The organism is Ruegeria sp. YTSC199, assembly GCF_059609725.1.
In genome coordinates this window covers 45,114-70,663 of sequence record NZ_JBXWMF010000006.1, presented here as the reverse complement: position 1 = coordinate 70,663, position 25,550 = coordinate 45,114, and the positions used below count along the sequence as shown (strand labels likewise).

Here is a 25,550-nt window from a genome sequence, read left to right as displayed (position 1 = left end):
CGGACGGAGTACGCCAATGACAGACATGGTTTGGAAAAGGAACGAGGTCGAAAGCCCGTGCGTCCAGATCTGTGTCGTGCACCCGACAGAACGCATCTGCACCGGCTGCTTTCGCACGATTGATGAGATTTCGCGCTGGTCCAAAATGGACAGCACCGAACGTGCAGAAATCATGGATCAACTGCCCTCGCGCAAACCCCGGCTGGCCAAGCGCCGCGGCGGTCGTTCCGCGCGTGTCAAGAACACGTAACCATTTCCCGAAAATCCGTTTGGACTGAACCTGCGCCGCTGCAGGCTGTTATGAACTTCGAGGGGGACAAGTTCGAACACTTGTGGTGAGTGAGTGGCAGTCCACAGCGGCGCGCTTCAGAATTTGCGTCCTTCCGAAGTGGTACGGCGGAAGAACACGCTCTGTGTAGTCATTTTTTGACCAACCAGTCAAGAATAAGGCGGCTTACCCTTACGTCAGTTTAAGCCTCCCTTTACCGCCTCATCCGGCGGCAAGCCAGGACTTGGCATTTTCGATCTCTTCCGAGGGAAAGAACTGGGTGCGCGTCCCAAGAATATGGCTGGCCGCTTTCTGCGCGATATGTTGCCAAGTTTTGTCCCCCACGATGGCGGCGCGGTTCAGCAGCCCGACGTGTTTGCGCACCAGTTGGAAGTGCGACGCCAGCGCCGTAAGCCCCTGCCAGCCATCGAATTCGCGCAGATCAACCAGCAGCCGAAACCCGTTTTTACCGACCAGCAGATTGTCCAGATCCAGCTCGGCCCGCGCGTATTCCTCGGGGTCCAGCTTTCCCAGCAGGCTAACTTGAACACAGGGGCTGCCCAGGTCGATTACATGGATGGCCCCCAAAGATTCGCGCATCCAGCGGCGCGCGGCCTCCAGTTCAGACAGTTCGAAAACCTGAACCGGGCATGGCAGGATCGGAGACGCCAGACGGATACCGGTCTGCACCCAGCCCTGATCCGCAGCCACGGCAATCCGGTCGAACCCACGCCAATGGCTGAGACCCAGCTTGGTGTCCGCCCAGGCAGCGCCCAGATCGTAGCCTTTGAACTCGGGCTGAACCACGGCCAGCAGCCGCACCGTGTCATTGTCGGCCAATGCGGACTCAATAGCGGGAACCAGAACTTCACTGTAATCTTTGCTGGTCACTTCGCCGGACAGCTCAACCTCGAGCAGCGCGCCGTCGGAATTCCTTTGGACCGAAATCATATGACAAACCCTCCAAACCGTAATAATGGCAGGACGTTAGGCGGATTCGATCCATTCGGCTACTCCCCCAGCACATTCTGGGCGGAAATAGGCGATCATCCGTCCTTCCGGCCCGGCCGATGCGTTCGCACCCCACGGTGCCACCCCATGCAAGCAATGACGATGCAGCAGATAGGCCTCGCCCGGTTTCGCGGGCAGTTCGATGCGCGCGCAGGTATCGAACACCTCGCGCCGGGCCGCCTGATAGATGTCGGTGATATCGACCTGATGCAGGCTGTCGACAGGATGACCGTCCAAAGCGCGGGCAAACGCGGCGCGCAGGATTTGGTGGCTGCCCTCCCACAACACCAGCGGTGCAGCATCCACACTCGCGTCCGTTAGGGGAATACCCAGTATCCAAGAATGAGGCTCATCAACCCGCCGACGACGATCAGGTCCCATCGGGCGCAACCCATCCACATGCGCCGCGTCCCGTTTCAGCCGATACCGCGCTGCACTTTCGCTTTCACCCCGCCGAGGCTGCGGGTAGCCAGGGTAGATTACCGAGACCTGCCCTTTGTGTAACGGTAGTTCTCCGTACCGTTGGGTAATGTAGTCCATGGCTTGCCCAGACAGCGCGCCTGACTGCCCGACCCGGCCTTGCGGGTCGTTGTCCAAGGCGTCTACACCGATAAACCACGTCCCTTCGCAATCCATCCATTCGGCATGAGCCGGGTTGGTGACAGAGGCACGGGCCGCAGGCAAAGCGTGCCCCACCCAATCTGCCAGCACCGGATCGTATGGAAACTTGATCCAGCCCTTTTTGTTAATACCACTCATAGCCCCAACGCCTTGCGTAGCATGTTCAGGGCGACCAGCGTAAGGAACACTGCAAAGACGCGCTTGAGCGGTTTGGGGTCCATGGCATGGGCCAGCTTCACTCCCCAGGGAGCGGTGATCATGGTCATGGCAACCACGATGGTGAAGGCGACCAGATTGACCGCACCGATGGTTAACGGTGGGCGGTGTTCCGGTGCGATATCAAGAAAAAGAAAACCCAGAACGGAAGGAACCGCAATGATCACGCCGAACCCGGCCGCGGTGGCCACAGCACGGTGGATGGGCGTGTTGAACAGGCTCATCAGCGGCACGCCGAAACTGCCGCCTCCGATTCCCATCAGCACCGACAGTAAGCCCATGGATGGCGACAGCACAGCGCGGCGGATGCCCTTGGGCATCGCATCACCCAGCCGCCACTCGGATTTTCCCAACCCAAGATAGGCCCCGATGACCATCCCCAGAATACCGAATAGCGCCTGCAGCGCCTCGGTCCGCAGCGCCGAGGCCACAAGCACGCCGATAATTGCGCCCACGGCAATGCCCGGCCCCCAGCTGCGTAAGATATCCCAATCCACCGCGCCTTTCTTGTTGTGCGCGAGCACGGATCGGATCGAGGTCACAATGATCGTCGCCAGAGACGTCGCAAGGCACAGTTGCATCAGCTGCGGGCCGCCATATCCAAGCGTCTGAAACGCGTAGAAAAACGCGGGCACCAGCACAATGCCTCCGCCAACGCCCAGCAATCCGGCCAGAACGCCGGCCAGCGCCCCGATCACAAGCAAAAGGCCCAGCATCTGGGCCAGCAACATCGTCTCGGGCATCTTCCCCCCTTACCGATCTTCGTTCGTTCAGACCTCGGCCAAAGGCGCCACGCGCTCCAGCGCCCGCAGCATCACTTCGGGGCCTGCGCCCTCGTGCACTGCGCCTTCGGAAAGAGCCCGCCGCCAAGCCCGCGCCCCAGGGCGCCCGGCGAACAAGCCCAGCATGTGACGGGTGATCTGGTGCAAGCGTCCCCCTTCGGCAAGGTGGCGTTCGACATAGGGCACCATTTTTTGAACAACTTCAATCGGGTCGGCCACCTGTCCGGTTCCGAATATCACCGGGTCAGCCTCGGCAAGAATATCGGCCGGCTGGTGATAGGCGGCTCGCCCGATCATGACGCCATCCAGCCCCGCATCGAGATGCGTTCGCGCCTCATCCAGCGACGCAACGCCACCGTTGATCGAGATATGCATATCGGAAAACGCTGCCTTCATCCGGTGTACCAGATCATAGTCCAGGGGCGGAATATCCCGGTTCTCTTTCGGGCTGAGCCCCTGCAGCCATGCCTTGCGTGCGTGGATCGTCACCCGCTCGCACCCTGCGGCACGGATCTGCTCAAGAAACGCGGGCAGCACCTCCTCGGGGTTTTGTTCATCCACGCCGATGCGGCATTTCACGGTCACGTCGACATCCACCGCTTCACGCATAGCAGTAACGCATTCGGCCACCCGACCCGGGTCTTTCATCAGCACCGCGCCGAATGTGCCGGATTGCACCCGATCCGAAGGGCAACCGCAGTTCAGGTTGATTTCATCATAGCCCGCGTCCGCCCCAAACCGCGCCGCCTGCGCCAGTTCCTGCGGGTCGGAACCGCCCAATTGTAGCGCAACCGGGTGCTCTTGAGGGTTGTAGTCCAACAGGTGCACCGCGCCGCCCCGCACCAGCGCCGGAGCCGTTACCATTTCGGTATAGAGCAAGGTTTGCCCACTCAGCAGCCTGTGCACATAGCGGCAGTGCCGGTCGGTCCAATCCATCATCGGCGCAACCGACAGCCTCGCGGCCTTTGTTATTAAGCGCTTATCCGTCATTTCGGCAATCTTTGCTGGCTCTTACGATGATCTGATTGAACCTTTTTTTGCTGGCATTTTGTATTCTGAGTTCTTGGCATACCCACTTGGAGTTTGGCATAATGCAAACCTATATCCGCAGTATGCCAAAAACAAAGAATGGGAAATAATGGGCGCACTCGTGGAGCGCAAGAGCAAATCCGACCAACCAGTAGAAGGTTCAGATATCATCAACACCTGCACCGCTGACAAGCGACACGCCACGTTCCTGACTGACAACACGGTGGGCACCGTTGGGCATATCGACTCAAGCGGCGGTGATTGCCCCGGGAAGAATGAACTGTACGCGATGTGGTCGCCAGGTGATTTAACGTCTTCTCGTTCCGTGGATATACAACGAGCGTCAGATCATGGTTGCTTTCATCGCCCCCATCCACAGTAAATTGTATGATGAGATTGACGGGTGGATTGACACAATCGACCTGATTTTCCCCGCTTTACCAGCTTTGTCAGGGTTTACGTTTTTCACATTCACAGACGGTCCATTGCGGACATTTGCCACACTGAAAGTGCCGCGTCGCAGCGAATTCAATACGGATCTTGGTTGGCTTCTGAGAATGTACTGGGGTACGTTCAGTATGTCTCAGTTTCTGATTGTTCAGGCGCAATTTATTCGCGTCTTTCCGACCACGCCCTTCTAAATGAAATTGGCGCCTGACCATAGCGTTTCTTGAATCGCACCGTAAGTTGTGTGGCGCTGCTAAAGCCTGTGGCTGCCGCGATTTCTGCAACGGCCATCTCGGTTTCGCTGAGTAATGCGTAGGCCCTCGAAACGCGCAGTTCGATGTAAAACTGCACAGGCGATGTTTCGACGTACTTTTGGAAGAGACGTTCCAGCTGACGACGGGATATCTGTACGGCTTCTGCTATTTCCGAGATATCCAACGGCTCTTCCAGGTTTTCTTGCATGATCTGCATCGCGTTGATCAGGTGCTGGTTGCGACTACCCAAGGCTACCGAGAAGGCTGATTTTTGAAGCGTTTTACTATTGTTGGACCGAAAGTGGATGCACATGTCCGAAACGATAACCGCCAGTTCGCTTCCGAAATCGGATTCGATCATGTCCAACATCATGTCAGTTGCGGCATTGCCACCCCCGCACGTCATAAGCTCGTCATCGATCTCATAAAGGTTCGCCGATGGTTCCAAGCCATCGAAATGCTCTGCAAAGGCGGGGTGGTTTTCCCAATGCAGAGTGAATGCCTTGTCAGACAAAGCCCCTACCTTGGCAAGAGCGAAAGCGCCGGTGCAGATACCACCCAATTTGCAGCCAAATGCCTTTTGGCGACTGATCCATGAAAGTACTTTGGAGTTCGTGCTTTCCGCCGGCTCGATGCCCGAGCAAACAAACAAGCGCGAGGATCGCGGGAGGTTTTGCAGTTCAAAGTCCGGCATGATTTCGATTCCGTTCGAACAAGAAACCGGACTTCCGTCTTCGGTGATTAAAAACCACCTATACAGTTCTTTGTTTGTGACCTGATTGGCGATCCTCAGCGGTTCCACTGCGGCGCTAAAGGCCAGCATGGTTAGCTTTGGCAGCAACAGGAAATAGATTTCCCTGGCCGATCCATCATAGTCTATTCGATAGCTGGCCGCGCCCTTCGGGACAAAGTTCCTCGGGTTCATTTTCTCTCCTCCCAGTGTCGACCAAGGCTGATGAAGGGCACCAACACCCGATTTGGTGTTGGTGCAGAACGGTCAAGCGCTCAACTGAGCAACAGGCTCACCGCTATCCTCCCAGGCGCGGATTTCTTCCTCACTCGCTTTGGGCGAGAAGAGCCCTGTCATTGCGTAGATGATACCGATGACAGGTGACAACCAGCAAGCAAATGCGAGTGGAATATACAACAGGTTTTCAAAGTTCCCGTCCGCAATACCCAAACCAAGTGCAGTGATCACGAATGCGCCACCTGCATTCCATGGGATCAGAGGGGATACCAGTGTTCCGCCCTCCTCGACTGCCCGCGATAAGTTCAACGGGGAATAGCCCATCGCGCGATAGACCGGTGCATACATTCGGCCCGGCAGCGCGATTGACAAATATGGATCACCTGCAACGGTATTGGTGGCAACAGATGTCAGGATAGCCGAGGTCTGTATACCAGCAAACGTTTTCACCTTCGAGATCACCACTTTGATGATTGCCTGAAGGCAACCAACACGTTCAAGCGCACCGCCAAATCCAAGGGCCAGCAGCACCAGCGAGATCGTCCACATCATAGACTGTATGCCTCCGCGGTTCAGCAAGGGGTCGATCTCCGGAACCCCGGTATCGATCGAATATCCGCTGTTGGCGAAGGTGAACGTCTCATGCAGCCCCGCCCCCTGACAGAAGATGGCCATGATGCCGCCTGCAACCGCCCCGGCAAACAGTGACGGGATCGGAGGTTGCTTCATTACCGCCAGCACGATGACCAGAACGGCCGGAAACAGCATGATCGGCGAAATCCAGAACGCTTCATCCAAAGCAGTCGTGATTGCGTGAATACGGTCAAACGAAACCTGCGACGTGTCGATCAGCGTAAAGCCGACAACAAAGTAGATCACCAGTGCAATCAGCATCGAAGGAACCGTCGTAGGAAGCATATTCCGAATGTGATCGAATAGATTGGTTCCAGTCACGGCAGGGGCCAGGTTTGTCGTGTCAGACAAAGGCGAGATTTTGTCTCCAAAGAACGCACCAGAGACCACCGCCCCTGCTGTCCAGTACATTGGAATGCCGAACCCGGCACCAATCCCCATCAGCGCGAGACCGACCGTGCCGGTCGTTCCCCACGAGGTGCCCAATGAAACAGAGACAATGGAGCAAAGGATCATTCCCGCGGCAAGGAAAAGCTCGGGCGACAATATCTTGAGACCGTAATAGATCAACGTCGGAACGGTGCCGCTTGCGATCCACACGCCGATGATCATACCGACCGTGATCAGTATCGAAACCGACGGCAGGGAGATATTGATGACGTGGAACACACCTTCTTCGATGCTGGGCCATTTGTGACCCAACATGAGGCCAACGATGCCAGTGATAGCGATCCCGAAGGCCAGGGGGATGTGCGGCGTAAAGTCACCGAAATAGAACAGCTGCAGCCCAAGCACACACAAGGTCAGCACTATTGGCACAAGGGCCAGCACTAAGCCGGGCTGACGTATATTGTCTTCCTTCGCAGACATATGGGTCTCCTCCTTTGGAATGATCCGGAACCGTGATGATCTGGGGAAGTAACCAAGTTTGGCAGCGCGAAGCTGTCGATCAGAGCGCACATCTTGTTAGAAATTGCGACATTGAGGCGTATGAATGCGTGAAAGCCAACGACTGTTCGCCCCAGTACACTTTTCTGCCGATTGGCCAGCAGCCCACGCCAGTGGGGGGATTTTGTTTTCGAGAAGTGCCATTTGTGGGTCTCCTATGTGCCCCCTCAAAAAACGCCATCACCATCGCTTCTTGAGTGAACGTGAATTTGACCGGGATAACCTGCGGCTTGCCCTTGCGGTTACCAGAACAGGTGGACTCGGTCCGGCAGCAGAACAGACCAGCTAGAGTGCACCAACACCGGGCCGGCGTTTAAACCAGCTTGAGCGCAATCTTGGGATCAAGTTGCCTCGACGCTATGACCTGACCAAGGGCGGGCAAGCTTGCTGGAAAAGGTCGCAAGCATCGAAGTATGTGTCTTGCCTTTCACGGAAGGCAGCCTCTCCCCTTCGCCACCATTGGTTAGGATTTCGGCTGGAACTTGCGTTACTAGTGTTTTGATCGGCGCTTTCGGCAAGCTCCACGTCTCAATACCGGTGAGGCCGCGGTTCAGCTCCTCTGGAGACGTGCTGAGAATTGGGCACTGGGAGGCAGCGATTGCTATTCGTAACCGTCGGCCGAAAGAGATCGGCTTGTCTGTTCGAAAAGTCGGGTGAGTCCGGTTTCTCGTCCAAACCGTTGGCGGGAGGATTTCGACCTCGATGCGGGAGTGACCCGCGCTGCTTTGCCAACTTTCATCCGAAACTCGCAGCTACGGCTAAAGCAGGTATCGACTCTGTGTGTTGATCTAGGTCCGCAATTGCTAGACCCGCTTTCAAAAAAAATCCTACGCAAACATCGGGCCGAAACGGTTCCACCAATAGCGCACTGTATCGTGGATTACTTCGATGCCAAGCTCGCGCAAAAAATCTTCCACGTTTCGATGCGACAGTAGAATCCTGATACACTGCATAACCGTTAGACGGATAATCTCGGGGCTGGTTCTGAAGTTTTGAATGGCGATCATTTAGTCATGCCTAAAGGCAGCCGAGGCACTCTGCCCGCCTCAAGGCTAGGCCTTCTGGCAAGACCGGTCAGGATGATCAGTAAATCACATTGAGCATTAGCAGGGAAACCACCAGGAACAGAATGGTCATAACGCCGCCGGATCGCACAAAGTCCATTACCTTATAACCCGCCGGCCCCATAATCAGTGCGTTTACCTGATGGGTGGGTATGATGAAGCTGTTCGAGGTCGAAATCGCAACTGTAAGCGCAAAGACGGCTGGATTACCGCCAGCGGCTACCGCAATTGAAACGGCAAGGGGCACAAGCAGGACCGTGGCTCCGACATTTGACATAACCAGTGAAAACGCCGTGGCCAGTATCGCGACGCCAGCTTGAAGCGCCCAAATGGGCCAACCGTTCAAAATGATCATGATTTGCTGGGCGATCCACGCTGCAGTACCAGTATTTTGCACCGCTTGTCCCAGCGGTATGAGGCATGCCAGCAGAAAAACCGTGTTCCATCCCACCGCTCGATACGCCTCATCTACACTGAGTACGCGCGTCAGCATCATTCCTGCCGCGCCAGTCAGAAGGCAAAGAGATAGGCGAACGTCGGTGAACAGTATCAGCGACAGCGAAATCGCAAAAAAGGTCAAAGCCCAACCGACCTTCTGAGGTCGCAGTTCATCTTGCGGAAAATCCGTTGTCACGACCACGAAATCAGGATCCCGTTTGATCCGCATCAGGTTGTCCCACCTTGTATGTGCGACAAGCATGTCGCCGGCGTGAAATTCTTCGAGCCCGATCTGAGTGGACTCGTGCGTTTCAGTCTCAACATGGCTGAGCGTTTCTTCTCCTCGGTGAATAGCAAGCAGTGACATGCCGTATGTCTTGCGAAACAAAAGCTCGCGGGGGCATTTCCCGATCAGCTTGCTGTCAGGTGTCACAACGACTTCGGCTATTCCGGCATTGGTTGGCGCAAACTCTTCGACGAAGATATCCAGTTCAGGAAGAACAGTCAGATCGAATTTCTCTGCAAACTGCTCGACAACCAAGCGATTTCCTATGATGGCAAGCCTGCACGGGGCAGCGATCTCAGCCGTCAGGACCTGTACCATAGAAGTTTTACCGCGGTAAAATGTTGATATTATGTAGAGATGGTTTTCGTGGTTGATGTCAGCCAGTATCTGCCCAACCAGCGGGCTCTTTTCTGGCACGATCACCTCGAAAACATCCGCCTGCAACCCGTAAACCCGTTGCAGGTATTCCTGCGTACCCTGCCCTGTGCCTGTGTTTTCAGATCCGGCATCTCCGGGCAGTACCCAGCGCCCCAACAGCAGAAAGTACCCGATCCCTGTCAGGATTAAGACCGCACCGATTGGCGTCACCGAGAACAGGCCGAAAGGTTCAATTTTCTGACCTTCGGGCAGCCCCTCGTTTGCAGTTTGAACCAGGTCGTTCAGCAGAATCAGCGGAGATGAACCGACCATTGTCATCGTGCCGCCAAGAATGGCGCAAAACCCCATTGGCATCAGTAGGCGGGATAGAGGAATTCCGGACCTCGAGGAAATGCGGCTGACGACCGGCAGAAACAACGCAGCCGCCCCGACATTCTGCATGAATGATGAAATAACCCCGACCGTCCCCGAAACGATCGGCAATACCCGGTTTTCAGCTGTGCCACCGTATTTGAGAATTACTGCAGCAACTTTGTTCATGATACCAGTTTTGTCCAAACCGGCGCCGACGATCATGACCGCGATGATAGAAATCACAGCGTTCGAAGCAAATCCATCGAACAGATGCCTAACATCCGCCAGATTCTCAAGCCCCGGTGCGTAGCTGAGAAGGCCGACGAGGACCAGAACCAGTATGGCGGAGAGGTCAATTCTGACAATTTCTGAAACGAACAGGAAGACGGTGAAGGCCAACAATACGCAAACCACACCCATCTCAAACGTAAAGGCAACTTGTTCCACGGATTTCACCGAGACTTTGTTTTTTGGTTATTGCGAACACCTAAACTATCGCGCCCGCGCTGTCATGATGTTTCGTTTTTCACAATAAAAACGAAACAAAGTTTCGAGACTTGACCGACGACTTTGGCGAACTGCCATCCAAATACAAGATGCGATCTGAGTTAGTAGTTTCTGAAGCTGCTTCAGTCTTGATAGGTGTAGTAATCGCCACCCGGTTTATGCAAAGCAAACGACGGAACCGAACTCAGCGCGATCTGCATTTTGCGGACATTGACCAAGCGCCGGGATGCTGCTTCGCAACTGATCCAAAGCAGACGGTACTGTCAGACGAATTCGAACCAGTCTCAGCCAGGCCAATAGAGCTGTCCTTCGGGTCGCGCCAAGTTGACGCCACTCGGCTAGAGCGGAGGACCGTTTCAGCTTGAAAGTGTCTCGACTGGTGAGAGATCTTTCCTGGTAGGAATGGTTGAAGACGGAGGAGTGTACTCCGGTAAATTTCTGCTGACTTCCCATGTGCCTGAAACGCCGCATTCCGCCTTCTCTTCGTCGGAACGGCAAGTGTGAATTCTCAACTCGATTGTTGAGCCGCCTGCCCGTCTGTTGTTTTTTCCTTGGCGCCAAGCTCTCTGAACGCGGCGCGATTTGACGCGAAACGATCTGATACGACTTCACCTGCAGTACCGAGGCGCCTCATCAATTTGAAGAATATCAATGCAACCCACTTGTTTCGGCGTTTTTTTGAGGCCACGGCTTCGAGAAACTCGCCTTCGTGATCAAGAGCGTGCCACAGGTAGTGCCGTTCGACGTTGATCTCCACAAACACTTCGTCGACACGCCACTTCCACTTTGAGTATACCCGCAATTGCTGCACTCGTTTTCGTCAAATTTCAGAAGCAAACGTTAGGCCGAAACGACTGCACTGATACCGCACTGTTTCATGGCTCACATCTAATGCACGATCATGCAGCAAGTCTTCGACATTGCGAAACGCCAGAGGAAACCGAGCATACAGCATAACGACCAGAGGAATGAACTCGGGGCTGGTCATGAAATACTTGAACGGGCTTGGTTTGGTCATGGTTGAAGGCTACGCCCACCCCTGCCCGCCACAAGCCAAGCCCTTCTGACAAAACCGCTCCGAATTCCCAACGCTCGCAAGCTTTTTGCCTCATTGCTCGGTTGCTAAATAAAGTACTAGGTTCCGCCAATCTCAAGTAAATCGAAGCGACCCTTTCCTGCTGTTCACGATTGCCGAAATCGCTGCACTGAAGTTTCCTCGAACCGGATCCTCAAGAAGGGTTTGCGGAGCGCAGAAGTTCATCAATGTCTCCACGAGTTGCTTAAGTTAATTCGAACCTCACGAATTCGGAAACTAACCCGTGAGTTTTACTAGTGAAGCAATAATGCCTGGTCCCGTCGAGCAGCCGGATCTGACGGGCCCGGCTTTCAATACGGGATTCGCGCCCGGCTAATGAATTGACGCAGTGCGAACCGTGAACGTACAACGCGTAAGCCCGGCAACCGCATTAATTTTGTTTGCAGGAACGTCTCAAACTCCTCGAGGCTTTCGACTGCAACTTCCAACAGGAAATCCTGTGCGCCGGTCATCAACGTTCCGGTCACCACCTCGTCAAACAGCGCGACCTGGCGCTGGAAGTCGGCCACTTTCTCTGCGTCCTGCCTCTCGAGTTCGACCGAGACGAACGCCGTGATCGGAAAGCCCGCCGTTTTACGGTCGATGCGGGCGCTGTAACCCGAAATAAGCCCGGATTCCTCAAGTCGCGCCAATCGGCGTTTGCAAGGTGTGGCAGACAAGCCGATGCGTTCCGACAGTTGGACCAATGACATGCGCCCGTCTTCTTGCAGTGCGCGAAGAATCTCTCGATCTACTTGATCAGTAGTGTAAGGCACCATGAATCCTTCATATCGTAGCGTGATCCACCAAGGTTGGCTCAGAATACTCTGGAAAAGCGGTTTTTCAACCCAGCGCAGGATAATAGGCTGGAAGAAATGATCCTGACGGATCGACGTGATTACGCCCTGCCATGCTAACAAACAGAGAAACCATGCCCCTGATCATCACGGAAGAAACCCCGCCACCCGGATATGAGCGCCTGATCTTTGCTGAGGATGCCGATAGCGGGTTACAGGCTTATATCTGTTTGCATTCGACAGTTTGCGGCCCGGCGGCCGGGGGTTGCCGAATGTGGGCTTATGACAGCCGGGAAGATGCTCGTGAAGACGTGTTGCGGTTGGCACGCGGCATGACGGCCAAGAACGTCATGGCCGGGCTCGGGCTGGGCGGTGGCAAATCGGTGATCATCGGCAATGCCCTCGAAGACAAAACCCCGGCAATGTTGCGCGCTTTTGGCCGCGCGATCGATGCGCTGGAAGGACAGTATTATACAGCAGAAGATGTGGGTTTCTCACCCGAAGACATACAGATTGTAGCTGAGGAAACGGAATTCGCGGTTGGCCTTGAAGGGGGCGAGCATGGCAGCGGTGACCCGTCGCCCTTTACCGCAGAAGGCGTATTCCAGTGCCTGAAGGTTGGCGCAAAGGACGTGTTCGGGAGCGACGATCTGACCGGGCGCCGCGTGCTGGTTCAGGGTCTGGGCAATGTAGGCATGAGCTTGGCGGAAAAATTGCATGCAGCGGGTGCGTCGCTGATCGTATCAGACATCAATCAGGCCGCATTGGACTTGGCCCGCGACCAATTGCGTGCGGATATCTGCCCCGTGGATCAGGTCTTTGACGCACAGATGGACATTTTCGCGCCCTGTGCTTTGGGTGGCATTCTGACCCATGACACCGCGCGGAAACTGACGGCGCGTCTGGTCTGTGGCGCGGCCAACAACCAGTTGGCCGAAGATACCGTTGCCGAGACCCTTGGCGCGCGTGGAATTCGCTACCTGCCCGATTATGTGGTCAATGCAGGCGGCATCATCAGCGTGGCTGGCGAAATCCACAAGGCAGGTGAGGCATATCGTCAAGCCAGGCTCAAGGAGGTGGCGACACGTATTGCCGAAATCCTCGAAACTTCGAAACGCACCGGTCATTCGACCACACGGGTCGCCGATCAGATTGTCGATGACGTTCTGAATAGCGCCAGTGACCACCGACAGGAGGGGGCAGCATGAGCGATACACCCAAGCCGCTGTCGCTGAACGTACCTGAACCGGGCTGCCGACCAGGCGATACGCCGGATTTCTCGGATTTCGAGATCCCCCGCGCTGGTGAAGTCCCCCGACCGCCGGTCGACGTGGCCGCGGATGACATTCGTGACATGGCCTTTTCGATTGTGCGGGTATTGAACAAAGAGGGGCAGGCAGTTGGCGACTGGGCAGGCGCGTTGACACCTGATGAGTTACGAACCGGATTGCGCCATATGCTGACTCTGCGGGCCTTTGACAAACGCATGCTGATGGCACAGCGTCAGGGCAAGACAAGTTTCTATATGCAGCATCTGGGTGAAGAGGCGATCAGCTGTGCCTTCGCGCGTGCATTGCGCCCCGGAGACATGAACTTTCCGACATATCGTCAGGCCGGCCTGCTAGTTGCAGTGGACTACCCGATGCTGACGATGATGAACCAGATTTATTCCAACGCCAATGACCCGCTGCACGGGCGGCAGTTGCCGATCATGTACACCTCGAAGGAACACGGGTTCTTTTCGATCTCAGGAAATCTGGGCACTCAATTCGTGCAATCGGTCGGCTGGGCCATGGCTTCGGCCATTTCGGGGGATACCAAGATTGCCGCTGGCTGGATCGGCGACGGTTCAACCGCGGAAAGCGATTTTCACGCGGCGATGGTGTTTGCCTCCACCTACACGGCGCCGGTGGTCCTGAACATCGTCAACAACCAATGGGCCATCTCGACCTTTCAGGGGATCGCCCGGGGTGGCGTTGGCACATTTGCCGCACGCGGTCATGGGTTCGGCATTCCCTCGCTTCGCGTCGATGGCAACGACTATCTGGCCGTTCACGCAGTCGCCAAATGGGCCGCCGAACGCGCGCGCCGCGGGCTGGGCCCGACCCTGATTGAGCATGTGACTTACCGCGCGGGCGGGCATTCTTCGTCGGACGATCCCTCGGCCTACCGATCGGGTGAGGAAGCCAGCGCCTGGCCGCTGGGCGATCCGATTGAGCGGCTGAAACAGCATCTGATCACGATCGGCGAATGGTCCGACGAGCGCCATACACAGGCTGAGGCCGAAATCATGGATGAGGTCATTGCGACGCAGAAAAAGGCCGAAAGTGTCGGCACTCTGGGCGACGGTAAAGCACCATCGCCCCGCGACATGTTCGAGGGCGTCTATGAAACGATGCCGCCGCACTTGGTCCGGCAGCGCCAGCAAGCGGGGTATTAAGAAATGACCCAAATGACAATGATCGAAGCCATTCGCGATGCCCATGACGTGGCCATGGGTGCCGACGACCGAGTGGTGGTGTTCGGTGAGGATGTGGGGTTCTTCGGTGGCGTATTCCGCTGCACCGCTGGCTTGCAGGAGAAATACGGCAAGAGCCGCTGTTTCGATGCGCCGATCAATGAAAGCGGTATCGTCGGCACCGCAATCGGTATGGCCGCCTATGGTTTGAAACCGGTAATCGAGATTCAGTTCGCCGATTATGTTTATCCCGCCTACGACCAGATCGTGAGCGAGGCCGCGCGTTTGCGCCACCGCTCGAACGCCGATTTCACCTGCCCGCTTGTCATCCGCATGCCCACAGGCGGCGGTATTTTTGGTGGCCAGACCCACAGTCAGAGTCCAGAGGCGTTGTTCACCCATGTGTCGGGCCTAAAGGTGGTGATGCCGTCTAACCCCGTGGACGCCAAAGGGCTTTTGCTTGCCTCGATTGCCGACCCTGATCCGGTAATCTTTCTGGAGCCCAAGCGGCTTTATAATGGGCCGTTTGACGGGCACCACGACAAGCCGCTGACAACCTGGAAAAAACATGCCAAGGGCGATGTTTCCGATGGCGACGAAATCGTACCTCTGGGAAAGGCCAAGGTCACCCGCGAGGGGGCGGATGTAACCGTGCTGGCCTACGGGACCATGGTTTACGTGGCCGAGGCCGCGGCAAAGGAAACCGGCATTGACGCCGAGGTGATCGACCTGCGGACACTCATGCCATTGGATCTGGACACGATCACCACCTCAGTCAAAAAGACCGGCCGTTGCGTGATCGTGCATGAAGCCACGCGCACCTGCGGCTTTGGCGCCGAGCTGCTGAGCCTTGTGCAAGAGGAATGCTTCTATCACCTCGAAGCGCCCATTATCCGGGTCACCGGTTGGGACACACCTTATCCGCATGCCCAGGAATGGCAGTATTTCCCGGGCCCCACGCGAGTGGGTGAAGCCCTCAAAACTGTCATGGAGGACTAGTCCATGGGCGTACATATCATCCGCCTTCCAGACATCGGCGAAGGTATCGCCGAAGCCGAGTTGACCGAATGGCAGGTCAAGCCCGGCGATATCGTCAGGGAAGACGATATTCTGGCTGTGGTGATGACCGACAAGGCTGCGGTCGAAGTTCCATCATCCGTTGATGGCAAGGTTCTGGAACTGGGTGCGGAGATCGGCGAGTTGATGGCCGTTGGTGCCACTCTGATCCGCATCGAGGTCGACGGAGAAGGCAACGAAGGCGACGCGCCTGCCGTGGCTGAGGCGACCGATGTTGAGCCGGAACCTGAGCCAGAGCCGAAGGTCGAGCCCAAGCCTGAACCCGTAAAGCCACCCGAGCGGACCGCGCCCGCAGTTGCGCGCGCCCAAGGCACCAAGCCGCTGGCCTCACCCTCGGTACGCGCCCGTGCGCGTGAAGAAGGGATCGACTTGCGCCAGGTGCCGGGGTCCGGCCCGGCCTCGCGGATCAGCCACAGCGATCTGGACCAATGGATAGCCTCAGGCGGCATTCAGCAGGGTCAGGTCATCCGTGGCGCCAATACCGGCATCGAAGAGGTGCGCGTCATCGGCATGCGCCGCAAGATCGCTGAAAAAATGCAGCTTTCGAAGCGCCAGATCCCGCATATCACCATTGTAGAAGAGGTCGAAATTGAGGCGCTCGACGCCCTGCGGGTGGCGTTAAACGACAAGCACAAGAACGACAGGCCCAAGCTGACCATGCTGCCGTTTCTGATGCGCGCAATTGTTGAAGCGGTGCGCGAACAGCCCGGATTGAACGCGCGTTTCGATGATGAGGCCGGCATTATCCATCGTCATGGTGGCGTGCATGTGGGTATCGCTACTCAAACGCCAAACGGGCTGAACGTGCCTGTGATCCGCCACGCGGAAGCGGGCAGCCTGTGGGACAATGCCGCTGAGCTGACCCGCCTTGCCGAAGCTGCCCGCGAGGGCACGATCAAGCGCGAGGAATTGCAGGGCGGTACCATCACCATAACCTCGCTCGGGCCGCTGGGCGCGTTGGCCACCACGCCGATCATCAATCATCCCGAGGTAGCCATAGTGGGTGTCAACAAGATGCAGATCCGCCCGGTTTGGGATGGCCAGCAGTTCCAGCCGCGCAAGATGATGAACATCTCGTGCAGTTTCGATCACCGGGTGGTCGACGGCTGGGATGCGGCTGTCTTCGTGCAGAAACTGAAATCCCTGCTGGAAACCCCGGCCATGCTGTTCGTGGAGGGCTGAATGTCAGACCTGAAATGCAAGTTGCTCATCATCGGCGCTGGTCCCGGTGGTTATGTCTGTGCCATTCGTGCAGGCCAGTTGGGTATCGACACGATCGTTGTGGACGAGGCCAAGCCCGGCGGCACCTGTTTGAATGTGGGCTGCATCCCCTCCAAGGCGCTGATCCACGCAGCAGACGAGTTTCATCGGATCACGGCTATGAATGACGGCCCGCTGGGCATCACAGTTGCTGCCCCGAAAATCGACCTCGCCAAGACCGTCGCCTGGAAAGACGGTATCGTCAAACGGCTGAATACCGGTGTCTCGGGTCTGATGAAAAAGGCAGGCGTCAGGTTCGTGTCGGGCTGCGCCCGGTTTCTGGATGGAAAGACCGTGTTGGTCAGCGATACTGATGGCGAGAGCCGTGAAATCACTGCTGAATACATCGTCATCGCGTCGGGTTCGGCCCCGGTCGAACTCCCCTTCCTGCCATTTGGCGGCGATATCCTGTCCTCGACCGAGGCGCTGGCGCTGCGTGACGTACCTTCAAGCCTCGCCGTTGTTGGCGGCGGATACATAGGGTTGGAACTGGGCACGGCCTTTGCCAAACTGGGCACCAAGGTCACGGTTGTAGAGGCCGAAGCCAGTATTCTACCCACCTATGACAAACCGCTGACCGCACCGGTGGCTAAACGTCTGTCGGCCCTGAATGTCTCGGTCATGACCGACACCAGAGCACGGGGTTTTGCCGATGGCGTTTTGGCCACGGACCAGGGCGATGTTGTCGCCGACAAGGTACTAGTGACAGTTGGACGTCGCCCGCGCACCCAAGGCATTGGGGTCGAAGAACTGTCGCTAACCATGGACGGGCCGTTCATTCAGATCGACGAGACCTGTCAGAGCTCGATGCGGGGCATCTATGCAATCGGGGACGTCACAGGCGAACCCATGCTCGCGCATCGCGCCATGGCGCAGGGCGAAATGGTTGCCGAACACATCGCGGGTCACACTGTCGAGTGGGACAAACGCGCGATCCCTGCAGTCTGTTTCACAGATCCCGAGATCGTCACCTGTGGCGCTCTGCCCGGCGAGATTGACGGCACAAAGACCGCCGATTTTCCGCTGGCAGCAAATGGCCGGGCCATGACATGCGAACGTAAAGACGGATTTGTCCGCGTGGTCTGGCGCGAAAGCGACCATGCCGTTGTGGGCATTCAGGCTGTCGGCACGCAGATGTCGGAGCTGTCGGCTGCGTTCTCGATTGCCATCGAAATGGGTGCCTGCCTCGAGGACATCGGCACAACCATCCACGCCCACCCAACCCAGTCCGAAGGCTTGCAGGAAGCCTGCCTGAAGGCTTTGGGTCAGGCCCTGCATATCTGAACCAGGCGGAAACTCGGTCAGTTCGCCTTCGGTCGGGCTTATCTCTTCTGACTTGGTGCTGCCCGACAAATTCGAACCAGCCTCCGCTCGGCCAGTAGAACTGCCCTAAAGGCCAATTTCAAGCCACTCGGCTACAGCGGCGGACCGTGTCAGCCTGAAGGTGTCTCGACTGGTGAGTAATCTTTCCTGGATGAAGCGGTTGTAGACGGCAGAATGCACTGCAGCGAATTTCCCCAGGCTACGCGTGTTCCTGAAACGCGGCATCGCGTTCTGGTCGCGGGAACGGCAAGTGTGAATTCTCAACTCGATTATTGAGCCGCCTGCTCGTCTGTTGTTTTTCACTGGCACCAAGCTCTCTGAGTGCGGCGCGATATGACGCGAAACGATTTCACCAGCATTACCGTGGCGCCTCATCAGTTTTATGGGGAATTTCAATGCCACCCACTTCTTTCGGCGCATTGAGGTCCACTGCATCGAACGCCTCGCCCTTGTGATCAACGGCGCGCCACAGGTAGTGCTGTTCGCCCCTGATCTTCACAAACACTTCGACAACATGCCAACTCGATCTTGAGCATGCCCTAAAATGCTGGACCCGCTTTCTGCGGATTTCCGACGCAGACATCGGCCGAAACGGATCCACCAGTAGCGCACCGTCTCGTGACTCAGTTCAATGCCACACTGATGCAGAAAGTGTTCGACGTTTCGAAGCGACAGTGGGAAACGATCGGACAGCATCACAGCAAGACGAATGGCCTGAGGACTGGTTTCGAAGTACTTGAATGGCGATCATTTACCAATGATCTGGAGCTGCGAATGCCCCCTGCCCGCCTCAAGGCAAGTTCTCCTGACAAGTCACCCAGTGAGGGTTCCGACCATACAGAACGGCCAACAAGGTACTTGGCGTGTTAGAGCGTACAAAGCCAATTTGTTTGGCAAGACCCAATGTGTCGCAAAGTTACCGGTTTTCTCTGCTCGGGTAGAGTTATGCCGTTTCTCTTTCCCGTTACTTTCTGGTCATGTTCATCCCGTTGCTTCGAGTCGCTGTGGGCGGGCTTAGCGATACGCGCCATATGATCACTGACAGTACATCCGGCGCATGATCAGAGGCGTCAGGTACATCGGAATCTGATAGGCCCCGATAAACACCATGATCGGCGCCGTGACCTCAGGCGGCAAAGCTACGAAGAACAGCGCGATGTTGCGATTTCCGGCGATCAGGGACACAGCAGTCGCTTGGACCGGAGGCAAGCGATTGCGTGTAAGTCGAAAGGTGGCGATCTGAGCGGCAAAATTCAAGAAACAAGCGAAGGCAATCCAGAACCCGGCAAGCCACGGATCGTTCAACGCTGTTGTGCTGACCGACGGCATCAGGCCTATGACAAAAACTGCCAACGTGATCGCAGCCAACCCTTCAAGTTTCAACAACGTTGTTTGCGATGGATTGCTTAGAACGGTCTTGCGAAGCCCGACGGCAACAAGCGTGACGACAGAAATCGTCAGAAACAACTTTAACGCAGCCTTCAGGACCGCCGAAAAGTCACCAAGCTCAGGCATAAGCCAGAAAACTGGCAGAGCCGTCAGGGGCAACGCGGCTGTCCCGACCACAACCAGGCGCATCGCGTGTTCAGCGGGATACCCCATCATCATACAAAGGTTCGGACTGCCTGAGATCGAGGGCGCAGCGGTCATGATCAGCAGTGACAGAATGACCGCCGTTCCCGTCCATCCCCCTGCAATCGCTATAGCGAGAACGGCAAGTGGTATTAGAACCTGAAACCCGAGAACCGTTGTTGTGACCTGACGCAGATCCGCCAAAGATCCCAGAATGGTCGCTGGCTCCATCCGTAGAATGGTCACGAACAACAGAAGTACAACTAGAGGCGGGAGCAAAGGCCGCATTGGTTCGGCCAGCCCGGGCAGCAGCAACCCCACGACCAGTCCAGAAACCAGAACGTAAGGGCCATTACGCGCCGCCCAGAGCAGCAGTTTCACTGCGCCACCTTACCCGCCCGGAGTCCCGCGCAGGTTTTCAGGCAACCACGTAGCGAGGTCCGGGAACCAGATCAGGATGAAAACCATCAGCACCATGATCATGAACATCGGGATCGCGGCGCGGGCGATATAGCTCATCTCATGGTTGGTCATTCCCTGCATCACGAACAGGTTGAACCCAATCGGCGGTGTGATCTGTGCCATCTCGACAACGACGACGATGAAGATACCGAACCAGATCAGATCAATCCCGGCATCGCGGATCATCGGTTCAACCACCGCCATGGTCAGTACAACCGAGGAAATTCCGTCAAGGAAACAACCCAAAACGATGTAGAACACCAGCAGAACCATCAGCAGTTCGAATCTGGTCAGTTCCCACCCGGCGATCAGGTCGGCCAACCCGCGTGGAAGGCCGGTGAAGCCCATCGAAAGCGACAGGAACGCCGCGCCCGCAAGGATCAGCGCAATCATCGCACTAGTTCGAGTAGCGCCCATCAGACTTTCAGTGAAGGTTTTCCATGTCAGTGACCCTTGCCCTGCGGCCAACAGCAATCCTCCGATCACGCCAAAGGCAGCAGCCTCGGTCGCGGTGGCATAGCCGAGATACATCGAACCAATCACAACCACGATCAGCAGGATAACAGGCAACAGAAAACGAGAGTTCTTGAGCTTTTCAGAAAAGGTCAGCTTACTCTCCCGGTTCGGATTCCAGTCTTTGCCAAACTTGGAATAGATCGCGACATATCCCATGAACATCGCGGCCAGCACGAGGCCCGGCAGGATACCTGCAAAAAACAGCTTGGTGATCGATTCATTGATCGTAACGCCATAGACGATCAACGTCAGAGATGGCGGGATCATTAGGCCGAGAGTGGCCGCCCCCGTTAGAGTGCCAATGATCATACGCTCGGGGTAATTTCGCTTACGCAGTTCGGGGATCGACATCTTGCCGACCGTGGTCAGGGTGGCAGCGGAAGAGCCCGAGACGGCAGCGAATACCGTGCAACCTACAATATTTGTATGCACCAGTCCGCCGGGTAGCGGAGCCATCCAAGGGGAAAGACCCTTGAACATGTCCTCGGACAATCGCGTTCGATAGAGAATCTCACCCATCCAGATGAACATCGGCAGCGCTGTCAGAGTCCAGGACGAGGACGCGGACCAGATGGTGGTGATCATCACGTCGCCTACGGGGCGGGTTGTGAACAACTCCATCCCGACCCAGGCAACGCCCATCAGGGCCAGGCCGACCCAAACACCGGTGCCCAAAAGCGTAAAGAGGACAAAGAGGAAGAGGATAATGACGGACAGGTTTTCCATGCTCTTATTCCCCGTGGCTCTGATCGGCCAGATCTCGGACGATGCGGTGATCGCCCTTGAAGACGACGTGGATCAGGTGATCGGTTAGAGCGATAGCAAGGATCACGGCACCGATCAGCATGGTGGATTGCGGAATCCAAAGCGCGGTTTTGTCCTGCCCCTGGCTGATATCATTGAACTTCCAGCTCCAGTAGACGAAGCAATATGCGTACCAGCAGAAGTACCACATAACCGCAGAGCCGATGGCAAAACACCAGATTTCAACGATACGACGCACGCCTTCCGGAACTGCGTTCAGCAGGATTGAAACACGGATGTGGCTGCCCCGGTTTAGCGCATTGGCAAAAGCAAGGAACGAGGCAGCTGCCATCGCGTACCCGGCATAATCAGGTGCGCCGGGAAAGACTTCTCCGGTCCAGCGCGCCAGCATCTGCACCACGATCAGCAACAAAATGGCAATCAGGCTGAGCGACGCCAGAACTCCTGCTGCCAAGTATATGAAATCCAGTACGGACCGAAGCCCTCGCAATACTGCCATACCGTCCCCGTTACGTTTTGATTGGATAGGTTAAGGGCGGCGAAAAACCCGCCGCCCGCATGCAGTTACTGCGACGAATTGAATGCATCGACGATGGCCTTGCCCTCATCCCCCGCGGCTTCCAGCCATTCATTGGTCATGGTGACGCCGATTTCTTTCAGTTCCTGAACCATCTGATCGGACGCAGGGCCAACAGTCATTCCACCATCGCGCAGACCTTGTAGCGTAAAGCCGGTGTATTCCTTGGCCCGCCAGTTACCGGCGTATTCAGCCAGTTCCGCGCAAGCTTTGACGACGTTTTTGTTGGCGTCGGATACGCCGGACCAAATGTCGGAGTTCACCATCACGTAATTACGCGGCAACCACGCGTCGACCTCATAGAAATAGTTCAGGCTTTCCCATACCTTGCGGTCATAGCCAGTCGAACCCGAAGACACCATCGAGTCTGCAACTCCGGTGGCGAATGCCTGACTGATTTCCGCTGCTTCGATGGTCACCGGCAGCATCCCCGTCAGCTCGGCCAGACGCGAGGTAGCGTTGTTATAAGAACGGAATTTTATGCCTTCCATATCGGCGACCGAGTTCACCTCATTCTTGAAGTACAGCCCTTGCGGCGGCCACGGCACAGCATAGAGCAGGGTCAGGTTCTGTTCGGCCAGCAGCTTTTCAAGCGAGGGTTTGGCGGCTTGCCACAACTTTTCGCTGTCATCGAAGGACGTGGCCAGGAACGGGATCGAGTCAAACCCGAACAACGCGTTTTCATTCTGGTGGCCGGACAGCAGGCGCTCACCAATCGGGGCCTGTCCGGTCTGAATCGCGCGCTTGATGTCGGCGCCTTTGAACAACGAGCCCGAGGGATGCGTAACAATTTCGATCTCACCACCGGTGCCGGTGGTCACGCATTTGGCGAATTCCGCGCCCGTGGCCGAGTGGAAATTTGACGCGGCATAGGCCATCGGCATGTCCCACTTCTCGGCTAGCGCAGGTGCGGCTGAGGCGGCCGTAAGGGCCGTCGCCGTCAGAAGATTCGTTAGTTTTTTCATCACATTCTCCCTATTGAGTATTGAGCTGCCATTTTATCATCAGCCTATTTTTATGTTGCGAAACGTGAGGGTGCGTAGACGCTCATATCGGCGTTCGGGGTTCTGCCCGCGATCATCTGCGCCAGAAGACGCCCAGTTTTTGGTCCGCCCGTCAGACCGATATGATGGTGACCAAACCCCATGAACGCGCCGTCGATCCCCGGAACATCGCCGATGATCGGGATCGAGTCTGCCGGCGCCGGCCTGTGCCCCATCCATTCCACTTCCTCCTTCCATGTCACACCCGGAAGAGCCGCCCGCGCATTCTTGCGCATCAACTCGAACGGTGCGCGCGAGGGCGGAGCATCCAACCCTCCGAACTCTACAATTCCCGCCAAGCGTATCCGCCCGTCCATAGGCGTGGCAACAAACTTGCCCGACGCGACCATAACCGGGCTGCGCGGCATTGCAGAAGGGGCCACCAATTCAAGATGATAGCCTCGTTCGCTTTCAAGTGGGACAGAAATACCCAACCGTTTTGCCAAAGGCCCAGACCAAACTCCTGCCGTAATGATGGCTGTGTCGCAGGGGATGGTTTCCCCATTCGCACGCACACCCGTGACGCGGCCCTTTTCACGCACGACATCTTCGACACAGGCGCGGATCACCCGGCCTCCGTTCGCCTCAACATGTGTGGCCAAGTCCTTCACATAGCGCCCGGGATCCGTGATATGTCCATGCTCAGACAATTTGGCGGCGAAACCGATGTCCGGGCTGAAGACCGGGTCGTAGTCATGGAAAGCCTTGCCTTCCAATTCGTCCCACTCAAACCCGTGCTTGCGCCGAATGTTCCAGCCGAAGGCATCTTCTTCGAATTGGGTGCGATCATTGTAAAGGAACAGGTAATCTGACGGTACGATCCACTTTTCCGCAGCTGTGCCAGAAGCCAGAGCCTTGTGATCGTTCAAGCTATCGCCAACTATGGGCGCAAGGGCCGCAGCAATCCGCGCGACGTCATCAGCGTTTGCATGGCTTAAGTAATTCTTCAGCCACGGGATCAGCTTGGGCAGGTATCCCCATTTCAGGAACAGAGGCTGAGACGAGTTGAACAACATCTTTGGTGCTTTGCCCAAAAGGCCGGGAACTGTCACTGGCACGATGGAACAGGAGGCCAGAACCCCGCCATTACCGTGCGAGGCTCCTTCACCCGGCCCGGCCTTGTCGATCAGGATCACATCGTGACTGTCACGCTGCAGCCAGACCGCTGCAGAGACGCCCACGATACCGGCGCCGATAATGGCTATGGTCTTTTTCTCGCTCATACCGCCACGGCCTTGGCTGTGGCATAACGATTCAGCTTTGCCACATCTGGCCTGCCGCCCAACCCGGGCCCTGTAGGGACGACAACTTGGCCGTTATTGATCTGAAATGGCTCTTCCAGAATATCCTCCTGCAGGAAATACGAGGCCTGATAGAACTCGCATCCAAGCGTGATTTCAGGGGTCGCCGCGATCATGTGGGTACCCGCCAGATGCGCAAGACCGGCCTCGAACATGTCACCGCCATAGGCCATCAGACCATGCGCCGCTGCCATACGGGCGACCGTTTGGCCGCGTATTAGTCCGCCGGATTTCATGATCTTCACTGATACGCCGTCGCAAATCCCCTCACGCGCGGCGCGCTCCATATCTTCGGGGCCAAAGACGCTTTCATCAGCCAACAGTGGCACATCGACCATCTGCCGCAGGCTTGCCATCATACTGTAATGATGCGCGCGCACTGGTTGTTCGATAAAATCCGGATTAAACTGGGCCGCATCTCGCACCTGTGCCGGAGCTTCTTCGATATCGAGCCCTTGGTTATAGTCTACCCGTACCGAGAATTCCGGATAGTTCAGTGCAATGTGCTCCAGTCGCATTATGTCGAATGCATGATCCTTGAACCCGGTCTTGAGCTTTACGATCCGAACTCCATCCTCCTTCAGCCGAGACAGGAGATCGATATCCTGTGCAAACGCAGGGTTCGCAATGGAACAGCTGAGTGGAATAGCGTCGCGGCAGCGACCACCCAGCAGAGACCAGACCGGAACACCAGAAACTCGGCCGGTGAGATCCAGAAGAGCGGTTTCCAACGCCGCTTTGGCTTCGGTGCAATGCGCTACGGCGTTCGCCGCGCGTGCCATGATGGCTGCGCGATTACCAATTGTTGCCCCCACAACGAGCGGTCGCAGATAACGATCCAGCGCTGCATAGCTGGCTTCGGGCGTGCCGGTGAACACCGACCACGGCGATGCCTCTCCGAACCCTTCTGATCCGTCCTCCGCCGTTAACCGCAGGACGACAACCTCGCAGGTGCCCTCCACAGAGCCAATTCCGTGGTCCCGGCGCGACGTGACTGGCAGTTTCAGGTGCCACAGATCAAACCCAATGATTTTCTGGTTCAGATCGCTCATTTCATCCCCTGTTGACGAAAAGAAGCCTGCCTTGACCAGCATATCATTTCAAATACTATATATTTGAGA

The 25,550-nt window shown here is 56.5% G+C and carries 21 protein-coding genes and 3 pseudogenes; 7 read left to right on the top strand and 17 right to left on the bottom strand.

What is annotated here, in order from left to right; genetic code table 11:
• The first annotated feature begins 16 nt into the window (after positions 1 to 16).
• Positions 17 to 250, top strand: coding sequence for a DUF1289 domain-containing protein (locus AC2FEE_RS07440; RefSeq protein WP_496864113.1), 234 nt, complete (start codon positions 17 to 19; stop codon positions 248 to 250).
• A gap of 240 nt (positions 251 to 490) precedes the next feature.
• Here the strand turns inward: AC2FEE_RS07440 and AC2FEE_RS07435 are convergent, their stop codons facing one another.
• Genes AC2FEE_RS07435 through dusA form a run of 4 tightly spaced genes read right to left on the bottom strand, consistent with a single transcriptional unit; the run spans position 491 to position 3,888 of the window.
• Entirely contained in the window at positions 491 to 1,219 is a 729-nt protein-coding gene (locus tag AC2FEE_RS07435) for a SpoIIAA family protein (RefSeq protein ID WP_496864111.1), read from the bottom strand.
• A gap of 36 nt (positions 1,220 to 1,255) precedes the next feature.
• The gene (locus AC2FEE_RS07430; RefSeq protein ID WP_496864110.1) at positions 1,256 to 2,038 is read right to left on the bottom strand and encodes a hypothetical protein; all 783 of its coding nucleotides are present in this window, start codon (positions 2,036 to 2,038) and stop codon (positions 1,256 to 1,258) included.
• On the bottom strand, positions 2,035 to 2,859 hold the full coding sequence (locus AC2FEE_RS07425) for a sulfite exporter TauE/SafE family protein (RefSeq protein ID WP_496864109.1): 825 nt from the start codon (positions 2,857 to 2,859) through the stop codon (positions 2,035 to 2,037). The genes AC2FEE_RS07430 and AC2FEE_RS07425 overlap by 4 nt, the downstream gene beginning before the upstream one ends.
• Positions 2,860 to 2,886: 27 nt before the next feature.
• Complete coding sequence (gene dusA, locus AC2FEE_RS07420; RefSeq protein ID WP_496864108.1) at positions 2,887 to 3,888, bottom strand: tRNA dihydrouridine(20/20a) synthase DusA; 1,002 nt, start codon at positions 3,886 to 3,888, stop codon at positions 2,887 to 2,889.
• Positions 3,889 to 3,961: 73 nt separating this feature from the next.
• Here dusA and AC2FEE_RS07415 point away from each other — a divergent pair, with 73 nt between their 5' ends.
• Complete coding sequence (locus tag AC2FEE_RS07415) at positions 3,962 to 4,309, top strand: hypothetical protein (protein WP_496864107.1); 348 nt, start codon at positions 3,962 to 3,964, stop codon at positions 4,307 to 4,309.
• Between the two features lie 227 nt (positions 4,310 to 4,536).
• On the opposite strand, the gene AC2FEE_RS07410 is transcribed toward AC2FEE_RS07415, so the two are convergent.
• The 6 genes and pseudogenes from AC2FEE_RS07410 to AC2FEE_RS07385 all read right to left on the bottom strand — a co-directional run bounded on the left by AC2FEE_RS07410 (position 4,537) and on the right by AC2FEE_RS07385 (position 12,057).
• Positions 4,537 to 5,553, bottom strand: a complete 1,017-nt coding sequence (locus AC2FEE_RS07410) for a GlxA family transcriptional regulator (RefSeq protein WP_496864106.1) — start codon at positions 5,551 to 5,553, stop codon at positions 4,537 to 4,539.
• Positions 5,554 to 5,625: 72 nt separating this feature from the next.
• Positions 5,626 to 7,098 carry a Na+/H+ antiporter NhaC gene (nhaC, locus tag AC2FEE_RS07405; protein WP_496864104.1) on the bottom strand — a complete coding sequence of 491 codons (1,473 nt, stop codon included), beginning with the start codon at positions 7,096 to 7,098 and terminating at the stop codon, positions 5,626 to 5,628.
• A 908-nt stretch (positions 7,099 to 8,006) separates the two neighbouring features.
• A pseudogene (locus tag AC2FEE_RS07400) lies at positions 8,007 to 8,183 on the bottom strand (IS6 family transposase); the annotation flags it as partial.
• Positions 8,184 to 8,259: 76 nt separating this feature from the next.
• Entirely contained in the window at positions 8,260 to 10,143 is a 1,884-nt protein-coding gene (locus AC2FEE_RS07395) for an SLC13 family permease (RefSeq protein WP_496864103.1), read from the bottom strand.
• A gap of 375 nt (positions 10,144 to 10,518) precedes the next feature.
• Positions 10,519 to 11,221 (bottom strand): annotated as a pseudogene (locus tag AC2FEE_RS07390) (DDE-type integrase/transposase/recombinase); the annotation flags it as partial.
• A 368-nt stretch (positions 11,222 to 11,589) separates the two neighbouring features.
• On the bottom strand, positions 11,590 to 12,057 hold the full coding sequence (locus tag AC2FEE_RS07385) for an Lrp/AsnC family transcriptional regulator (protein ID WP_480596374.1): 468 nt from the start codon (positions 12,055 to 12,057) through the stop codon (positions 11,590 to 11,592).
• Positions 12,058 to 12,209: 152 nt separating this feature from the next.
• Between AC2FEE_RS07385 and AC2FEE_RS07380 the strand changes: the two genes are divergently transcribed.
• From AC2FEE_RS07380 to lpdA, 5 genes are read left to right on the top strand one after another with little or no spacing between them, the layout of a single operon-like run.
• Entirely contained in the window at positions 12,210 to 13,283 is a 1,074-nt protein-coding gene (locus tag AC2FEE_RS07380) for a Leu/Phe/Val dehydrogenase (protein WP_496864102.1), read from the top strand.
• The gene (locus AC2FEE_RS07375) at positions 13,280 to 14,515 is read left to right on the top strand and encodes a 3-methyl-2-oxobutanoate dehydrogenase (2-methylpropanoyl-transferring) subunit alpha (RefSeq protein WP_496864101.1); all 1,236 of its coding nucleotides are present in this window, start codon (positions 13,280 to 13,282) and stop codon (positions 14,513 to 14,515) included. The genes AC2FEE_RS07380 and AC2FEE_RS07375 overlap by 4 nt, the downstream gene beginning before the upstream one ends.
• A 3-nt stretch (positions 14,516 to 14,518) precedes the next feature.
• On the top strand, positions 14,519 to 15,532 hold the full coding sequence (locus tag AC2FEE_RS07370; RefSeq protein ID WP_496864100.1) for an alpha-ketoacid dehydrogenase subunit beta: 1,014 nt from the start codon (positions 14,519 to 14,521) through the stop codon (positions 15,530 to 15,532).
• Between the two features lie 3 nt (positions 15,533 to 15,535).
• Positions 15,536 to 16,792, top strand: a complete 1,257-nt coding sequence (locus AC2FEE_RS07365) for a dihydrolipoamide acetyltransferase family protein (RefSeq protein ID WP_496864098.1) — start codon at positions 15,536 to 15,538, stop codon at positions 16,790 to 16,792.
• Entirely contained in the window at positions 16,793 to 18,154 is a 1,362-nt protein-coding gene (gene lpdA / locus AC2FEE_RS07360; protein WP_496864097.1) for a dihydrolipoyl dehydrogenase, read from the top strand. It begins immediately after the preceding gene.
• A 105-nt stretch (positions 18,155 to 18,259) separates the two neighbouring features.
• On the opposite strand, the pseudogene AC2FEE_RS07355 reads toward lpdA, so the two are convergent.
• The 7 genes and pseudogenes from AC2FEE_RS07355 to AC2FEE_RS07325 form a co-directional block, all read right to left on the bottom strand.
• Positions 18,260 to 18,904: pseudogene (locus AC2FEE_RS07355) on the bottom strand (IS6 family transposase).
• Positions 18,905 to 19,228: 324 nt separating this feature from the next.
• On the bottom strand, positions 19,229 to 20,146 hold the full coding sequence (locus AC2FEE_RS07350) for a hypothetical protein (protein WP_496864096.1): 918 nt from the start codon (positions 20,144 to 20,146) through the stop codon (positions 19,229 to 19,231).
• Positions 20,147 to 20,155: 9 nt separating this feature from the next.
• Positions 20,156 to 21,469, bottom strand: coding sequence for a TRAP transporter large permease (locus AC2FEE_RS07345; RefSeq protein WP_496864094.1), 1,314 nt, complete (start codon positions 21,467 to 21,469; stop codon positions 20,156 to 20,158).
• Between the two features lie 4 nt (positions 21,470 to 21,473).
• Complete coding sequence (locus AC2FEE_RS07340; protein WP_496864092.1) at positions 21,474 to 22,007, bottom strand: TRAP transporter small permease; 534 nt, start codon at positions 22,005 to 22,007, stop codon at positions 21,474 to 21,476.
• 65 nt (positions 22,008 to 22,072) lie between these two features.
• The gene (locus tag AC2FEE_RS07335) at positions 22,073 to 23,050 is read right to left on the bottom strand and encodes a TRAP transporter substrate-binding protein (protein WP_496864091.1); all 978 of its coding nucleotides are present in this window, start codon (positions 23,048 to 23,050) and stop codon (positions 22,073 to 22,075) included.
• Positions 23,051 to 23,100: 50 nt separating this feature from the next.
• Positions 23,101 to 24,351 (bottom strand): NAD(P)/FAD-dependent oxidoreductase, encoded by a 1,251-nt coding sequence (locus AC2FEE_RS07330; protein WP_496864090.1) that lies wholly within the window; start codon positions 24,349 to 24,351, stop codon positions 23,101 to 23,103.
• Positions 24,348 to 25,481: an enolase C-terminal domain-like protein gene (locus AC2FEE_RS07325; protein WP_496864089.1), complete on the bottom strand. Its 1,134-nt coding sequence runs from the start codon at positions 25,479 to 25,481 to the stop codon at positions 24,348 to 24,350. The genes AC2FEE_RS07330 and AC2FEE_RS07325 overlap by 4 nt, the downstream gene beginning before the upstream one ends.
• Between the last annotated feature and the right edge of the window lie 69 nt (positions 25,482 to 25,550).

Excerpts from the sequence above, each read along its gene's own strand:
- lpdA (WP_496864097.1), top strand. The coding sequence starts at position 16,793 with ATGTCAGACCTGAAATGCAAGTTGCTCATCATCGGCGCTGGTCCCGGT.
- AC2FEE_RS07435 (WP_496864111.1), bottom strand. The coding sequence starts at position 1,219 with ATGATTTCGGTCCAAAGGAATTCCGACGGCGCGCTGCTCGAGGTTGAG.
- AC2FEE_RS07385 (WP_480596374.1), bottom strand. The coding sequence starts at position 12,057 with ATGGTGCCTTACACTACTGATCAAGTAGATCGAGAGATTCTTCGCGCA.
- AC2FEE_RS07325 (WP_496864089.1), bottom strand. The coding sequence starts at position 25,481 with ATGAGCGATCTGAACCAGAAAATCATTGGGTTTGATCTGTGGCACCTG.
- AC2FEE_RS07330 (WP_496864090.1), bottom strand. The coding sequence starts at position 24,351 with ATGAGCGAGAAAAAGACCATAGCCATTATCGGCGCCGGTATCGTGGGC.
- AC2FEE_RS07430 (WP_496864110.1), bottom strand. The coding sequence starts at position 2,038 with ATGAGTGGTATTAACAAAAAGGGCTGGATCAAGTTTCCATACGATCCG.
- AC2FEE_RS07370 (WP_496864100.1), top strand. The coding sequence starts at position 14,519 with ATGACCCAAATGACAATGATCGAAGCCATTCGCGATGCCCATGACGTG.
- AC2FEE_RS07380 (WP_496864102.1), top strand. The coding sequence starts at position 12,210 with ATGCCCCTGATCATCACGGAAGAAACCCCGCCACCCGGATATGAGCGC.
- dusA (WP_496864108.1), bottom strand. The coding sequence starts at position 3,888 with ATGACGGATAAGCGCTTAATAACAAAGGCCGCGAGGCTGTCGGTTGCG.
- AC2FEE_RS07365 (WP_496864098.1), top strand. The coding sequence starts at position 15,536 with ATGGGCGTACATATCATCCGCCTTCCAGACATCGGCGAAGGTATCGCC.
- AC2FEE_RS07425 (WP_496864109.1), bottom strand. The coding sequence starts at position 2,859 with ATGCCCGAGACGATGTTGCTGGCCCAGATGCTGGGCCTTTTGCTTGTG.
- AC2FEE_RS07410 (WP_496864106.1), bottom strand. The coding sequence starts at position 5,553 with ATGAACCCGAGGAACTTTGTCCCGAAGGGCGCGGCCAGCTATCGAATA.
- AC2FEE_RS07335 (WP_496864091.1), bottom strand. The coding sequence starts at position 23,050 with ATGAAAAAACTAACGAATCTTCTGACGGCGACGGCCCTTACGGCCGCC.
- AC2FEE_RS07375 (WP_496864101.1), top strand. The coding sequence starts at position 13,280 with ATGAGCGATACACCCAAGCCGCTGTCGCTGAACGTACCTGAACCGGGC.
- nhaC (WP_496864104.1), bottom strand. The coding sequence starts at position 7,098 with ATGTCTGCGAAGGAAGACAATATACGTCAGCCCGGCTTAGTGCTGGCC.
- AC2FEE_RS07345 (WP_496864094.1), bottom strand. The coding sequence starts at position 21,469 with ATGGAAAACCTGTCCGTCATTATCCTCTTCCTCTTTGTCCTCTTTACG.
- AC2FEE_RS07440 (WP_496864113.1), top strand. The coding sequence starts at position 17 with ATGACAGACATGGTTTGGAAAAGGAACGAGGTCGAAAGCCCGTGCGTC.
- AC2FEE_RS07340 (WP_496864092.1), bottom strand. The coding sequence starts at position 22,007 with ATGGCAGTATTGCGAGGGCTTCGGTCCGTACTGGATTTCATATACTTG.